This is a genomic window from Angustibacter sp. Root456, assembly GCF_001426435.1.
In the GTDB taxonomy this organism is placed as follows: domain Bacteria; phylum Actinomycetota; class Actinomycetes; order Actinomycetales; family Angustibacteraceae; genus Angustibacter.
Genome location: NZ_LMER01000014.1, coordinates 488,400 through 502,320, shown reverse-complemented (window position 1 = coordinate 502,320; position 13,921 = coordinate 488,400). Strand labels below are relative to the sequence as shown.

Sequence of the window (13,921 nt, the reverse complement as noted above, 5' to 3'; positions counted from 1 at the left end):
GAAGTCCGTGGCGCAGACGAAACACATCTTCGTGACCGGCGGCGTGGCCTCCTCCTTGGGCAAGGGCCTGACCGCATCGAGCCTCGGACTCCTGCTCCGTTCACGCGGTATCCGCGTGACGATGCAGAAGCTCGACCCCTACCTGAACGTCGACCCCGGCACGATGAACCCGTTCCAGCACGGGGAGGTGTTCGTCACCGACGACGGCGCCGAGACCGACCTCGACATCGGTCACTACGAGCGCTTCCTGGATCGCGGGCTGTCGGCCAGCGCCAACGTCACGACCGGGCAGATCTACAGCGAGGTCATCGCCAAGGAGCGCCGTGGCGAGTACCTCGGCGACACCGTGCAGGTGATCCCGCACATCACCAACGAGATCAAGCGCCGCATGCGGGCGCAGGCGAGCTCGGACGTCGACGTGATCATCACCGAGATCGGCGGCACGGTCGGCGACATCGAGTCGCTGCCGTTCCTCGAGGCCGCGCGCCAGGTGCGCCACGACGTGGGGCGCGACAACGTGTTCTTCCTGCACGTCTCGCTCGTGCCGTACCTCGCGCCGTCCGGTGAGCTGAAGACCAAGCCGACGCAGCACTCGGTGGCCGCGCTGCGCCAGGTCGGCATCCAGCCCGACGCGCTCGTGGTGCGCAGCGACCGGCCGGTGCCCCCGGAGATGAAGCGCAAGATCTCCCTCATGTGCGACGTCGACACCGAGGCCGTGGCCAACGCCGTCGACGCGCCGTCGATCTACGACATCCCGAAGGTGCTGCACCGCGAGGGCCTGGACGCCTACATCGTGCGCCGGCTCGGTCTGGCCTTCCGCGACGTCGACTGGACCGACTGGGACCGGCTGCTGCAGCGGGTGCACGAGCCCGAGCACGAGGTCGAGATCGCCCTCGTCGGCAAGTACATCGACCTGCCGGATGCCTACCTGTCCGTCACCGAGGCGCTGCGCGCGGGGGGCTTCGACCAGGACGCCAAGGTGCGGCTGCGCTGGGTCGCGTCCGACGAGTGCGCGACGCCGGAGGGGGCGCAGCGGGCGCTCGGCGGCGTCGATGCCGTGTGCGTGCCGGGCGGGTTCGGCGTGCGCGGCATCGAGGGCAAGCTCGGCGCCCTGCGCTGGTCGCGCGAGCACCAGGTGCCGACGCTGGGCCTGTGCCTCGGCCTGCAGTGCATGGTGATCGAGTACGCGCGGAACAAGGCCGACATGCCCGGCGCCTCGTCGACGGAGTTCGAGGCGGACTCGCGCTACCCGGTGATCGCCACGATGGAGGAGCAGAAGGCCATCGTGGAGGGTGAGGGCGACCTGGGCGGCACGATGCGCCTGGGCCTGTACCCCGCGAAGCTGGTCGAGGGCTCCGTGGTCGCCGAGGCCTACGGGCGCACCCACGTCGAGGAGCGACACCGCCACCGGTACGAGGTCAACAACGCCTACCGCGGCGAGCTCGAGGAGGCCGGGCTGGTCTTCTCCGGGACGTCTCCGGACGGCGGGCTGGTGGAGTTCGTCGAGCTGCCGCGTGAGGTGCACCCGTACTACGTGTCGACGCAGGCGCACCCGGAGTTCCTCTCGCGCCCGAACCGCGCCCACCCGCTGTTCGCGGGCCTGGTGCGGGCCGCCGTCGACGCCCAGCGCGCCGCCCGGCTCGTCGAGGTCGAGCGGCACCGCGAGCACGTCGCCGCCACCGCATGAGCGGGCCGGACGGGGAGCCAGCCATGGCGCCGGAGCTGGCTGACCGCATCGAGCCCAAGCCCGTCACCTCCTCAGACGTCGTGTTCGAGGGCAAGGTCTGGGACGTCGTCAGCGAGGACGTCGACCTCGGCCGGGCGGGCACGGTCACCCGCGAGTTCGTGCGGCACCCCGGCGCCGTCGGGGTGCTCGCGCTGGACGACGACGGCCGGGTGGCGCTGGTGCACCAGTACCGCCACCCGGTGGGCATGACGTTGTGGGAGGTGCCTGCGGGCCTGCTGGACGTCGACGGCGAGCCGCCGCACGAGGCGGCCCGCCGCGAGCTGGCTGAGGAGTCCGACCTGCAGGCCGAGCGATGGGACACCCTGATCGACTGGGTGCTCTCGCCCGGGGGCACGTCGGAGGTGTTCCGCTGCTACCTCGCCCGCGGCCTGACGCCCGTGCCGCACCACGAGCGGCACGACCGGGACGGGGAGGAGATGGACATGCCGACCCACTGGTTCGACCTCGACGAGGTGCACGCCGCCGTCCTGGCTGGGCGGTTGCACAGCCCGTCGCTGGTCGTGGCGGTACTGGCTGCGCACGCCGCGCGGGCGCAGGGGTGGACGACCCTGCGCCCGGCCGACGCCCCCTGGCCCGAGCACCCGAAGCACCGCTGACGCCGGCCCACCAGTACCGTCGCCGCTCTCGGCCGTAGCCTGGCGCGATGACCGACCTGGACGAGGTCGAGCGAGTGGCCCGCGGCGCGGCGGACTGGCTGACGACGCGCCTGGGTGCGCAGATCGCGGCGCCCGCCGCCGAGCGTGACCCGTCGCTGTACCACGGGCTCGCCGGGATGCTGCTCGGCCTGCGTGAGGCGCAGCAGCACTTCGGCGACGGCCGGTACGACGAGGTGGTCGACCGGGGCGTGGACGCGCTCGCCGGCCACGTCGACGGCGAGGAGAACGCGTCGCTGTACTTCGGGCTCGCAGGGATGGCGTTCGCGCTGCGGGTGCTCGGCCGCGACGACGCGGCTGAACGGGCGCTGGCCGGCGTCCGAGCGGGCTTCGACGGCGAGCGCTGGAACGACATGTTCGAGCTGCTCGTGGGCAACGCGGGCATCGCGCTGGGTGCGCTGCACGCCGGCGAGGTCGACCTGGCGGTGAGCGCCGTGACGCCGTACCTCGCCACCGCGGACCGCACGACGCACGGCGTCAACTGGGCGGTGCGGCCCTCACCGGCCCGCTCGCACCACGTCGCGCACGGCACGCTGGGGATCGTCATCGCGTTGGCGCAGGTCGGCGCGGTAACCGGCCGGAACGACCTCGTCGATCTCGCGCTTGCCGGGGCGGCCGACGTCGTGGGGCGCAACGAGTCCGGCCCGGGATTCCTCGTGCCGCACTCCGACCCGCCGCACCGCCCGGACATCGTCGAGCGTTGCAGCTACGGCTGGTGCAACGGACCGGCCGGTGACGCCCAGGCCTTCCGGCAGCTGGGGCAGGTGACCGGTGACGAGGCGTGGTCGCGCCTGGCCGACGCGTGCTGGCACACGGTCGTCGCCTCCGGTCTGCCGCAACGGGTCCGACCCGGGTTCTGGGACAACACCGGCCGTTGCTGCGGGACGGCGGGGGTGCTGGCGCTCGCCTGCGACCGGGTGGTCGAACGCGGTGACGACCTGACGTTCGCGAGCGTGCTCGTCGACGACCTGATGGCCCGCGCGACCGTCGACGCGGACGGCGCCCGGTGGTCGAACCACGAGCACCGAGCCACGCCCAGCGACCTCGAGCCGTTGGCCGGCTGGGCGATGGGCAACGCCGGCATCATCCGCGAGCTGCTGCGCTACGTCCGGCTGCGCCGAGGGGGCGACGGCGGCTACGCCGTGACCTGGCCGGACCACCCGCAGAGCTCGACGTCCGGGGCGATACTGGCGCAGGAGGTCGCTCGATGAAGGGCGGCGACGAGGGGAGAGCACCATGGCGAAGCGTCGGTGGAGCGACCTGAGCGAGCGCAGCCAGCGGCTCATCATCATCACCGGGGCGGTGGAGACCCTGCTCAAGATCGCGGCCCTCGTCGACCTGCGGCGGCGACCCGCGGAGGAGGTCAGGGGCTCGAAGAAGCTCTGGGGGGCCGTCATCGTGCTGGCCAACTCCGCCGGTGCCGTGCCGATCGCCTACTTCGTGCTCGGCCGGCGCCGACCGGACGCGACCTGACGGCGCGACCCCGACCTCGCAGCGGGGGCCCAGGGAATCGTCCCGCTCGCGCCCCTGGAGGCGCTGCTCAGGTGAGGTCCTCCTCCCAGAACTCCGTGTCGCTGGCGCGCACGCGCCCGGCCACCTGCTGGCCGTGCACCTCGTTCTCCCGACCGCGCAGCTCGACCCGGCGGATCTTGCCGCTGATCGTCTTGGGCAGACCGGTGAACTCGATGCGCCGGATCCGCTTGTACGGCGCGAGGTGCTCGCGCGCGTAAGCCAGGATGTCGCCCGCGGTCTCGGCCGTCGGCTCCCAGCCGGCCGCCAGCACCACGTACGCCTTCGGCACGGCGAGTCGGGTCGGCTCCGGCGACGGCACCACGGCGGCCTCGGCCACCGCCGGGTGCTCGATCAGCACGCTCTCGAGCTCGAACGGGCTGATCCGGTAGTCCGAGGCCTTGAAGACGTCGTCGGACCGGCCGACGTACGTGATGTAGCCGTCGTCGTCGACACTGGCGACGTCACCGGTGTGATAAGCGTTGTCGCGCATGGCGTCTCGGGTGCGGTCGTCGTCGTCGCGGTAACCCACCATGAGGCCCACCGGACGCCCCAGCGGCCCGTCGAGACGCAGGCAGATCTCGCCCTCGCGAGCCGCGTCGCCGGTGACGACGTCGAGCAGCACCACGTCGTAGCCCGGCAGCGGTCGTCCCATCGAGCCCGGCTTCAACGGCGCTCCCGGCGGGTTTCCGATCTGGGCGGTGGTCTCGGTCTGGCCGTAACCGTCGCGCACCGTCAGACCCCACGCGGCGCGCACCTGCTCGATCACCTCGGGGTTGAGGGGTTCCCCGGCGCCGACGACCTCGCGCAGCGGGATTCGGCCGCGGTACGTCGCCAGGTCGGTCTGCACGAGCATGCGCCAGACGGTCGGAGGAGCGCAGAACGTCGTGACGCCGCACTCGGCCATGGTGTCGAGCAGCGGCTCGGCCGCGAAGCGGGACTGGTTGACCACGAGCACCGTGGCCTCGGCGTTCCAGGGTGCGAACAGGTTGCTCCAGGCGTGCTTGGCCCAGCCCGGCGAGCTGATGTTGAGGTGGACGTCGCCGGGCTGCAGACCCACCCAGTACATCGTCGACAGGTGCCCGATGGGGTACGACACGTGCGTGTGCTCGACGAGCTTGGGCTGCGCGGTCGTCCCCGACGTGAAGTACAGCAGGAGCGGCTCGTCGGCACGGGTCACCACCTCGGGGGTGAACGTCTCGAGGAACTGGAAGCTGTCGCCGTACGACAGCCAGCCCTCGACGTCGGCGCCCACCGCGATGCGTGTCCACGAGCCGTGCACGCCCTCGAACTTGGGGGCGTCGTCGCTACGGGCCACGACGTGCGCGACGTGGCCGCGGTCGATGCGGTCGCGGATGTCGGCGTTCGACAGCAGCGTGGTGGCCGGGATCACCACGACCCCCAGCTTCATGCACGCGAGCATGGTCTCCCACAGCTCGAGCTGGTTGCCGAGCATCAGCAGCAGGCGCTCGCCGCGCTTGACGCCGTGGGCCTGCAGCCAGGCCGCGAGCTGGCTGGAGCGGGCCGACATCTCGGCGTACGTGGCCTGGGTGTGCGAGCCGTCGTCATCCACGACCCACAGGGCGGTGCGCTGCGCCGTCTCGTCGGACGCCGCCACGACGTCGAACCAGTCGAGAGCCCAGTTGAAGTGCTCGGGCCGGGGGGCGACGTAGCCGTCGAGCGCGGCTCGGAGGTCGGTGCGGTGGCGCAGCAGGTGGTCGCGCGCGGTGCGGAAGGTCTCGTAGCTGTCGTCGTGCTCTGCCAGCGTCATGCTCTGGACCCTCGCACCGGATCGGGCCGCGGTCAACGGGTCGCTCCGACGACTCAAGAGCAGGTGGCAGGCTGTCGATCCTCCAGACCTCAGGCGTCACACGAGAAGGCAGGTAAGGCATGCGCGGCAACCGAGGAGCGGCTTCGCTGGCGACGGCGGTGCTCCTGCCACTCGTCGTGGTCACCGGGTGCGGGGGCGCGACCCCGGCGGCGGCTGGCGATACCGCGGCGGTCTCGACGCAGCCCTCGGCACAGCCCCCGGCGTCCTCGACGCCCTCGGCACCCTCGACGCAGCCGACGCCCACGGTCGCGGCTCCGGAGGGGACCGCGCAGGCCACGGCGACGACCGCCGCGCCCTCGGCGTCACCCACCGCGACGGCCAGCCCGGCCGCTTCGGTCGCCCCCCGGTGGGCCAAGGCGCTGGGCGAGCCGCAACAGGGCGACCCCGTGTGGGCCGTCTACCTCGCGGTCGGCCACAGCGCCACGGACGCACCGGTCGAGAAGGCCCTGCGCGATGCCAGCCGAGTCGGTTACCAGGCCGTCGTGGGCGACATCGCCTGCGACGGCGGGGCGATGGAGGCCCTCGGGCTCGACCAGTACGACTACTGGTCGGGGGCGACCCTCTACTTCGACACCGAGGCTGACGCGCGCGGGTTCGCGGCCGCCTACACGGCGAAGGTCGCGGCGCCAAAGGGCGTCGCGCGGGTCACCGTGGGGTGCCTGGACTGACGGCCGTCAGGCGGGCGGACGCGCACCGACGCGGACGACGATGCCAGCCGCGGCCCGGCAGGCTCGGGTGAGGCGGCCGGGCACCTGCTCGCCGGCCAGGAGCGCGGCGAGGTACGCGGCGGCGAACGCGTCGCCGGCACCCGTGGTGTCGACGACCGGGGCGGCCGCGGCGCATGCCGGCACGTGCACCCCCGTGGCGTCCTGTCGGGCCCATCGCGCTCCGGTGGCTCCCGTCTTCAGCACCACGTCGCGGTAGGTGCCGGTGAGCCGGGCCACGGCGGTGTCGGGGTCGCGTGTGCCCACGAGCACCTCCGCCTCGTCGAGGGTGCAGAACACCAGCTCGACGCCCTCGGTGAGGCGCAGGAACTCCCTGCCTCCCAACGCCTCCAGCGGTGCGGCGCTCGCGACGTCCAGCGACCTCGGCACGCCGGACGCCGCGGCCCGCGCGAGGGCCGCCTCGCCGGCCGGCCCCGAGCCCGGGTTGAGCAGCGTGTACCCCGACAGGTGCAGCCATGACGCGTCGTCCGGGGTCAGTGGCGGCAGGTCGTCGGCGCTGAGCGCGGAGTTGGCGCCGGCGTCCGGGAGCATCGTGCGCTCGCCGTCAGCACCCACGAGGACGACCACGGTGCCGGTGGACCGCATCGGGTCGACGACGACGTGCGCATCGACGCCGGCGGCGCTCAGCACCGCGACGGCCTCGCGGCCGAACGGGTCGTCGCCCACTCGACCGACGAAACGCACCGAGCAGCCGAACGAGGCCAGCCAGTGCGCGACGTTGGCGCCGGCACCGCCCTGACGGGTCTGCACGTGCGCGGCCGTGTCTGAGCCCAGCGCCAGCGGGTCGTCGGCGCGCGCCACGACGTCGGTCATGACGTCGCCGATCACGACGACGGGGGGCCGCGCGCCAGGGGCGCTCATGAGCGCCCGGCGTACGCCACGGCGATCTCGGCGACCTGCTCGGCCGACTCGACGCGGTGCTCGACCGGCTCACCCCCGCGGGCGGCCACGACCGCCGGGTCGCGCACGCCCACCGTGACCACCGAGTCGTCACCGGCGACGGCGGCCAGCGCGTCCTGCACCTCGGGGGAGGGTCGGATCATGGCCGCACCCTACTGAGTCGGTGCCCCGGCTAGGCTCGGCGCGTGGCCGATCGCGTCCTGCCCTACCCCGCGCACTGGGAGGCGGATGTCGTCCTGCGCGACGGAGGCGTCGTGCACCTGCGACCGATCCGCCCGGACGACGCCCCTGCGGTCGAGGCGTTCCACGCCGGTCAGAGTGCCGAGTCGATCTACCTGCGCTTCTTCGCTCCGCTGCAACGGCTCTCGCCGCGCGACCTCGAACGGTTCACCCACGTCGACCACCGCGACCGGGTGGGGCTCGTGGCGACGCTCGGCGACGCGATCGTGGGTATCGGTCGTTACGACCGCATCGACTCGGCCACGGCCGAGGTGGCCTTCAACATCTCCGACTCCCACCAGGGCCGGGGCATCGGCTCGGTGCTGCTCGAGCACTTGGCGGCTGCAGCGCGCGAGCGGGGGATCCGCAAGTTCGTGGCCGACGTCCTGCCGCAGAACCGCAAGATGATCGCGGTCTTCGGCGAGGCGGGCTACACGGTGCGCCACAACTACGAGGACGGCGTCATCGCGCTGGAGTTCGACATCGCGCCGAGCGAGGAGTCGACGCGGGTGCGGGAGTCGCGCGAGCAGCGAGCCGAGGCCCGCAGCGTGCAGGCGCTGCTGCACCCCCGGGCCGTGGCCGTCGTGGGCGCCAGCCGCGACCCCGACTCGATCGGGCACCGGCTGCTCGAGGACCTGCTGGGCGGTGGCTTCACCGGCCCGCTCTACGCCGTGAACCCCGAGGCGTGGGAGGTGCAGGGGGTCGAGAGCCACACGCGCGTCACCGACATCCCCGGCGAGGTCGACCTGGCGGTGGTGGCGGTGCCGGCGGACGCCGTGGGCGACGTCGTCGACGACTGCGGGCGGGCCGGTGTGCGCGGGCTGGTGGTGGTGAGCAGCGGCTTCGCCGAGACCGGCGACGCCGGCCGCGCCCGGCAGCGCGACCTCGTGCGCCGCGCTCACGCCCGGGGCATGCGCGTGGTCGGCCCGAACTCGTTCGGCATCGTCAACACCGATCCGCAGGTGCGCCTGAACGCCTCGCTGGCGCCGTCGATGCCACCCGCCGGACGCCTGGGGCTGTTCAGCCAGTCCGGCGCGCTCGGCATCGCGGTGCTCGACACGGCGCGCCGTCGCCGCCTCGGCGTCTCCAGCTTCGTGTCGTCGGGCAACCGGGCCGACCTGTCGGGCAACGACGTGATGCAGTACTGGCTCGACGACCCGGCCACCGACGCCGTGGGCCTCTACCTCGAGAGCGTCGGCAACCCGCGCAAGTTCACCCGCGTCGCGCGCCGGCTGGCGCGCACCAAGCCCGTCATCGTCGTGAAGTCCGGGCAGTCGACGTTCAGCGTTCCCCCCGGGCACACCGTGCGCGAGTCGCGGCTGCCCCGGGAGACGTTCGACGAGGTGCTGCGCCAGGCCGGTGTGATCCGCGTCGAGAACATCCACCAGCTCTTCGACGTCGCGCAGCTCGTCGTGCACCAGCCGCTGCCGGCCGGACCTCGCGTCGCGATCGTCACCAACTCCGACGCGCTGGGGGCGCTCGCCGCCGACGCCTGCGTCAGCTGGGGGCTGGACGTCGTGCACGGCCCGGTGGCCGTCCGCTCAGAGGCCACGGCCGAGGAGTTCCGCGCCGCGCTGCGCGAGGCGTTCACCGCACCGGACGTCGACTCCGTGGTCGCGGGCTTCATCCCGCCGCTCGTCACGGTCGACGCCGACGTCGCGCTCGCCCTCGCCGAGGTCGCCGGAGCCAGCGAGAAGACCTGCGTCGCGACGTTCCTCGGCATGCACGGCGTCACCGAGGCGCTGTCGACCTCGGTCCGCACGGTGCCGGCCTACCCGACGCCCGAGGACTCCGTGCGCGCTCTGGTGTCGGCGACCCGGTACGCCCAGTGGCGCCAGCGCGACCGCGGGCCGCTGGTGGCCCCGGAGGGCATCCACCGCACGGCGGCCCGGGCGCTCGTCGAGCGGCTCACGCCCCCGGACGCTGACGGTCGCTGGGTGTCGGAGGCCGAGGCCACCGAGCTCCTGGCCGCCTACGGCATCGAGGTGTGGCCGGCGTACCCCGTGACCACGCCGGACGAGGCCGCGGCGGCTGCCCAGCGCACCGGCTATCCCGTGGTGCTCAAGGCGACCGCACCGCACCTGCGCCACCGGGCCGACCTCGGTGCGGTGCGTCTCGACATCGCCCGTGAGGGCGAGCTGCGCAACGACCTGGCGGAGATGAAGGCCCAGCTCGAGCGGCACGGCAGCGCGGATCTCGTCGTGCAGGCCATGGCACCGGTGGGGGTGTCGTGCGTCGTGCGCTCGACCGAGGACCCGCTCTTCGGCCCCGTCGTGGAGTTCGGTGTGGGCGGGCCCCCCACCGACCTGCTCGGCGACGTCGCCCGGCGCAACCCGCCCCTGCGCGAGGGTGACGTCGCCGACCTGGTGCGTGGCGTGCGCGCGGCGCCGCTGCTGTTCGGTTACCGCGGCGCCGACCCCGTCGACGTCGACGCCCTCGAGGACGTCGTCGCCCGGGTCTCGGCGCTCGCCGACGACCTGCCGCAGGTGGCCGAGCTCGAGCTCAACCCCGTGATCGCCGCCCCCGAGGGCGTGACGGTGCTCGGGGCACGCGTGCGTCTCGCGCCACCGCCGGGTCGCACGGACACCGACACCCGTCGTCTGCCGGGGTGAGGGGCGGGGTGGAAGGATGGCACCCATGCGTGACACCCACACCCTGCCCGACGCGCTGCGCGTCGACCTCGACCGCGCGGGCTACTACCCGGAGCTGGTCTTCGACGTCCTCGACGTCAGCGTCGCCGGTGAACCGGTGGTCGCTCACCTGGTGCACGCGGAGACGACGTTCGACCAGGACGTCGTGCGTCGGCACATCACGACGTTCGTCCTGACGGCCACTCGGCTCGTCGTGACCCACGCCGACGACCACGCTCCCGAGGGCCCGGACGGGCCCCCGCAGCCGTTCGCCACGGCGGCCACCGAGGCGGTGCCGCTGCGAGCCGTGCGCTCAGTGGTGCTGAACCACGTCGTGCCCAGCCCCGAGAGCTACCGCAGCGGTGAGGGCTCGCGCGAGCTCACCCTCACCATCGGGTGGGGTGCGGTGAGCCGGCTCGACCTCGAGCCCGCTGCGTGCGCCGACCCGAACTGCGAGGCCGACCACGGGTACACCGGCACCGCGAGCGCCGACGACATCTCCGTGCGCGTGTCGGCCGACGCCGACGGTGACGACGCGGTGCGGCGCGCGCTCGCGTTCGCCCGCGCCCTGTCGGCCGCGACGGCCGGTCGCGTCGGGTGAGCCTCGGCCTGCCCCCGGCCCCGCGCTACGGCAGCGACACCCTCTCCGACCTCCTGCCCGCCGTGCTGCGGGGCCTGGACGTCGACCTGCCGGGCCACCCTGCCCCGGCCGAGCGGTCGGTGCTGGCCCTGGAACCGGCACCCCGCACGTGCGTGCTGCTCGTCGACGGCCTCGGTGACCTGCTGCTGCGCGAGCGTGCCGGCCACGCACCGTTCCTGCGCGCGCAGCTGGCCCGCACCGGCACGCTCACCGCCGGCTTCCCGACCACGACGGCGACCAGCATGGGCAGCCTCGGCACGGGGCTGCCCCCGGGTTCGCACGGGTTGGTGGGCTACGAGGTGCTCGTGCCCGACCGCGACGAGCTGCTCAACGAGCTGTCGTGGGAACCGCCGGTCGACCCCCGCCGGTGGCAGCCCCATTCGACGTGCTTCCAGCAGGCGGTGGCCGCCGGTGTCGAGGTGGTGCGCATCGGGCCAGGGTTCTTCGACGGCTCGGGCCTCACCGAGTCAGCGTTGCGCGGCGGACGGTTCGTGGCCGCGGAGTCGCTTGACGAGCGCGTCGACGCGGCGCTCGCCGCGCTGCGTTCGGGGCCGCGCACGCTCGTCTACGTCTACTGGGGGGACGTCGACAAGGTCGGACACGTCAGCGGGGCCCAGTCGTGGGAGTGGGGGGAGGAGCTGGCGAAGGTCGACCTCGCCGTCCGGCGCCTGGCCGCCGGGCTGCCACGCGACGCCGCCCTGCACGTCACCGCCGACCACGGCATGGTCGACGTCCCGCACCATCAGCGGATCGACCTCGCGCACGACCCCGAGCTGGCACGTGACGTCCGGCACGCGGGCGGCGAACCGCGTTGCGTGCAGCTGTACTGCGAGCCGGACACCGCAGCGTCCGTTCTCATGAGGTGGCGGGCGCGGCTGGAGGCCCAGGCGTACGTGCTGTCGCGCGAGCAGGCCGTGGCCGCGGGCTGGTTCGGCCCTGTCGCGCCTCACGTGCTCGACCGGATCGGGGACGTCGTGGTGGCCTGCCGGCCGGGACTGGCCGTCGTCGACTCTCGGCGCATGCGGCCCGCGCTGCTCGCGCTCGTCGGCCTGCACGGGTCGGTGACTCCCGAGGAGTCGCTCGTGCCCCTGCTCAGCCTGTACGGCCCGACGTGACAGGATCGGTGCGTGGCTGAGCTCGTGTTCTTCTCCGGCACCATGGACTGCGGCAAGTCCACGCTGGCGCTGCAGATGGACTACACCCACGCCGCTGCGGGCCGCTCGGGCCTGACGTTCACCAAGTTCGACCGGGCCGGTGAGGCCGTCGTCTCGAGCCGGCTCGGGCTTCGGGCACAGGCCCTCGAGGTGCGCGACGACACCGACTTCTGGGACGTCGTGGTGGCGCACCGGATGGCGGGGGAGCGCGTCGACTACCTCATCTGCGACGAGGCGCAGTTCTACGGCGTCGAGCAGGTCGATCAGCTGGCCCGCCTCGTCGACGAGATGTCGGTCGACGTCTTCGCGTTCGGCATCACCGCCGACTTCCGCACCAAGCTGTTCCCGGGGTCGCAGCGGCTCATCGAGCTGGCCGACCGGGTGCAGGTGCTGCAGGTGGAGGCGCTGTGCTGGTGCGGTGCGCGCGCGACCCACAACGCGCGCACGGCCGACGGCGTGATGGTGGTGGAGGGTGAGCAGGTCGTCGTCGGTGACACCCACGCCGCGCCGACCGCCACGATCGGGTACGAGGTGCTCTGCCGACGCCACCACATGCGGCGGATGACACGAGCGGCGGCGCGGGCGGCCGCGATGTCGCCCGACGTCCTGCCGCTCGATCTCGACATGTGCCCCATGCCGCCGCATCCGGGCGCGAGCAGCACGCCCACCACCGCCGCCGCCCAAGGAGGGTGAGCGTGGACGCCGACGCCTGGGACGCCCGGTACGAGAGCCAGCCGATGGTCTGGTCCGCCGGACCCAACGCGCTGTTCGCCGAGCTCACGAGCGACTGGCCGGCGGGGCGTGCGCTCGACGTCGCGTGCGGCGAGGGGCGGACGGCGATCTGGCTGGCCTCGCGCGGCTGGCAGGTGCGGGCCGTCGACTTCTCACCCGCCGGCATCGCCAAGGGCCGCGAGCGAGCCACCGCCGAGGGCCTCGACGTCGAGTGGCAGGTCGGCGACGTGCGCACCGCCGACCTCGGCACGGGTTACGACCTCGTGGCGCTGCTCTACCTGCAGCTGCCGCACGACCAGATGGCAACCGTGCTGGCGCGTTGCGTCGAGGCCCTGGCCCCTGGTGGTCGCCTCGTCGTCATCGCCCACGACGTCGACAACCTCACGCGCGGGGTGGGCGGTCCGCGCGACGCGTCGGTGCTGCCGAGCGTGGCATTGCTGCGCGAGTGGGCTGCCGGTGCGCACATCGAGCGGGCCGAGCAGGTCGAACGCGAGACCCCCGACGGCGCAGCGATCGACGTGCTGCTCATCGCACGGCGATGAGCGGACTCCCCGCCGCCCAGGCGGCCATCGAGCAGGCGGCGGCGCTGCTACGTGCCCGAGGTGACCGCATGACCGCGCCCCGTCGTGCCGTGCTCACGGCGCTCAGCCGGCACAGCGACCACCTCACCGCCGACCAGGTGGTAGGCGCCGTCGCCGATGCGGACCCTTCGGTGCACCGTGCCTCGGTGTACCGGGCGCTGGAGACGCTGAGCCACCTGGGCGTCGTGCAGCACGTGCACGTGGGGCACGGCACGACGACGTACCACCTGGCGGACGACGAGCTGCACCTGCACGCCCAGTGCGAGCACTGCGGGGCCGTGGTCGACCTGCCCGCCTCGCTGCTGGACGGAGTGGTCGACGAGGTCGACCGGCGGCACGGCTTCGTCCTCGACCCCACGCACGTCGCGCTCTCGGGCCTGTGTGCCGCCTGTCGGGCCCGCAGGTCCGGCTGAGGGCAACGCAGGTCCCGGCTACTCGTGTCGGGGGGTGACCCATTGCTGGACGAGGCGTGCGATGAGGTGGTTGGCGCGGTGGGGCGGTAGGGGCTGGTCTGATGGGCCTCTGTCTGGTGGGTGGCTGCCTGGCGGGCCTGGTGGGGTGGTGTCCCAGACGACTGTTCCGTTGATGAGCTGTCCTGTC

At 73.2% G+C, this 13,921-nt stretch carries 14 protein-coding genes; 11 read left to right on the top strand and 3 right to left on the bottom strand.

The features are described from left to right. Window positions 1-7: 7 nt before the first annotated feature. The 4 genes from ASD06_RS07505 to ASD06_RS07490 are packed head-to-tail and all read left to right on the top strand — an operon-like array spanning window position 8 to window position 3,873. Window positions 8-1,687, top strand: coding sequence for a CTP synthase (locus ASD06_RS07505; protein ID WP_056674980.1), 1,680 nt, complete (start codon window positions 8-10; stop codon window positions 1,685-1,687). A gap of 23 nt (window positions 1,688-1,710) precedes the next feature. Continuing rightward, on the top strand, window positions 1,711-2,343 hold the full coding sequence (locus tag ASD06_RS07500) for an NUDIX hydrolase (RefSeq protein WP_235502256.1): 633 nt from the start codon (window positions 1,711-1,713) through the stop codon (window positions 2,341-2,343). A 47-nt stretch (window positions 2,344-2,390) separates the two neighbouring features. After that, complete coding sequence (locus ASD06_RS07495; protein ID WP_082537788.1) at window positions 2,391-3,611, top strand: lanthionine synthetase LanC family protein; 1,221 nt, start codon at window positions 2,391-2,393, stop codon at window positions 3,609-3,611. Window positions 3,612-3,636: 25 nt separating this feature from the next. Continuing rightward, entirely contained in the window at window positions 3,637-3,873 is a 237-nt protein-coding gene (locus ASD06_RS07490; RefSeq protein ID WP_056674976.1) for a hypothetical protein, read from the top strand. Window positions 3,874-3,940: 67 nt separating this feature from the next. Here the strand turns inward: ASD06_RS07490 and ASD06_RS07485 are convergent, their stop codons facing one another. After that, window positions 3,941-5,680 (bottom strand): AMP-binding protein, encoded by a 1,740-nt coding sequence (locus ASD06_RS07485; protein WP_056674974.1) that lies wholly within the window; start codon window positions 5,678-5,680, stop codon window positions 3,941-3,943. Window positions 5,681-5,799: 119 nt separating this feature from the next. On the opposite strand from ASD06_RS07485, the gene ASD06_RS07480 reads away from it, so the two are divergent. Beyond that, window positions 5,800-6,408 carry a hypothetical protein gene (locus ASD06_RS07480; protein ID WP_056674972.1) on the top strand — a complete coding sequence of 203 codons (609 nt, stop codon included), beginning with the start codon at window positions 5,800-5,802 and terminating at the stop codon, window positions 6,406-6,408. 6 nt (window positions 6,409-6,414) lie between these two features. Here the strand turns inward: ASD06_RS07480 and ASD06_RS07475 are convergent, their stop codons facing one another. Both ASD06_RS07475 and ASD06_RS07470 read right to left on the bottom strand, forming a co-directional pair. Further along, a complete protein-coding gene (locus ASD06_RS07475; protein ID WP_056674970.1) occupies window positions 6,415-7,326 on the bottom strand; it encodes a carbohydrate kinase family protein in 912 nt (303 codons plus the stop codon). Next, window positions 7,323-7,508 carry a hypothetical protein gene (locus ASD06_RS07470; protein ID WP_056674969.1) on the bottom strand — a complete coding sequence of 62 codons (186 nt, stop codon included), beginning with the start codon at window positions 7,506-7,508 and terminating at the stop codon, window positions 7,323-7,325. The genes ASD06_RS07475 and ASD06_RS07470 overlap by 4 nt, the downstream gene beginning before the upstream one ends. A gap of 42 nt (window positions 7,509-7,550) precedes the next feature. Here ASD06_RS07470 and ASD06_RS07465 point away from each other — a divergent pair, with 42 nt between their 5' ends. The 6 genes from ASD06_RS07465 to ASD06_RS07440 are packed head-to-tail and all read left to right on the top strand — an operon-like array spanning window position 7,551 to window position 13,734. Next, the gene (locus tag ASD06_RS07465) at window positions 7,551-10,196 is read left to right on the top strand and encodes a GNAT family N-acetyltransferase (RefSeq protein WP_056674968.1); all 2,646 of its coding nucleotides are present in this window, start codon (window positions 7,551-7,553) and stop codon (window positions 10,194-10,196) included. A gap of 25 nt (window positions 10,197-10,221) precedes the next feature. Next, entirely contained in the window at window positions 10,222-10,815 is a 594-nt protein-coding gene (locus ASD06_RS07460; protein WP_056674967.1) for a DUF5998 family protein, read from the top strand. Then, window positions 10,812-11,969, top strand: a complete 1,158-nt coding sequence (locus ASD06_RS07455) for an alkaline phosphatase family protein (protein ID WP_056674966.1) — start codon at window positions 10,812-10,814, stop codon at window positions 11,967-11,969. Before ASD06_RS07460 ends, ASD06_RS07455 begins: the two co-directional genes overlap by 4 nt. 12 nt (window positions 11,970-11,981) lie before the next feature. Next, window positions 11,982-12,701, top strand: coding sequence for a thymidine kinase (locus ASD06_RS07450; RefSeq protein ID WP_056674965.1), 720 nt, complete (start codon window positions 11,982-11,984; stop codon window positions 12,699-12,701). A gap of 2 nt (window positions 12,702-12,703) precedes the next feature. Further along, the gene (locus tag ASD06_RS07445) at window positions 12,704-13,282 is read left to right on the top strand and encodes a bifunctional 2-polyprenyl-6-hydroxyphenol methylase/3-demethylubiquinol 3-O-methyltransferase UbiG (RefSeq protein WP_056674963.1); all 579 of its coding nucleotides are present in this window, start codon (window positions 12,704-12,706) and stop codon (window positions 13,280-13,282) included. After that, entirely contained in the window at window positions 13,279-13,734 is a 456-nt protein-coding gene (locus ASD06_RS07440; RefSeq protein WP_056674961.1) for a Fur family transcriptional regulator, read from the top strand. Before ASD06_RS07445 ends, ASD06_RS07440 begins: the two co-directional genes overlap by 4 nt. The last annotated feature ends 187 nt before the right edge of the window (window positions 13,735-13,921 follow it).

Bases quoted from the DNA above. Each gene is read 5' to 3' on its own strand.
- ASD06_RS07480 (WP_056674972.1), top strand. From the start codon at position 5,800: ATGCGCGGCAACCGAGGAGCGGCTTCGCTGGCGACGGCGGTGCTCCTG.
- ASD06_RS07460 (WP_056674967.1), top strand. From the start codon at position 10,222: ATGCGTGACACCCACACCCTGCCCGACGCGCTGCGCGTCGACCTCGAC.
- ASD06_RS07440 (WP_056674961.1), top strand. From the start codon at position 13,279: ATGAGCGGACTCCCCGCCGCCCAGGCGGCCATCGAGCAGGCGGCGGCG.
- ASD06_RS07500 (WP_235502256.1), top strand. From the start codon at position 1,711: ATGGCGCCGGAGCTGGCTGACCGCATCGAGCCCAAGCCCGTCACCTCC.
- ASD06_RS07475 (WP_056674970.1), bottom strand. From the start codon at position 7,326: ATGAGCGCCCCTGGCGCGCGGCCCCCCGTCGTCGTGATCGGCGACGTC.
- ASD06_RS07470 (WP_056674969.1), bottom strand. From the start codon at position 7,508: ATGATCCGACCCTCCCCCGAGGTGCAGGACGCGCTGGCCGCCGTCGCC.
- ASD06_RS07485 (WP_056674974.1), bottom strand. From the start codon at position 5,680: ATGACGCTGGCAGAGCACGACGACAGCTACGAGACCTTCCGCACCGCG.
- ASD06_RS07490 (WP_056674976.1), top strand. From the start codon at position 3,637: ATGGCGAAGCGTCGGTGGAGCGACCTGAGCGAGCGCAGCCAGCGGCTC.
- ASD06_RS07495 (WP_082537788.1), top strand. From the start codon at position 2,391: ATGACCGACCTGGACGAGGTCGAGCGAGTGGCCCGCGGCGCGGCGGAC.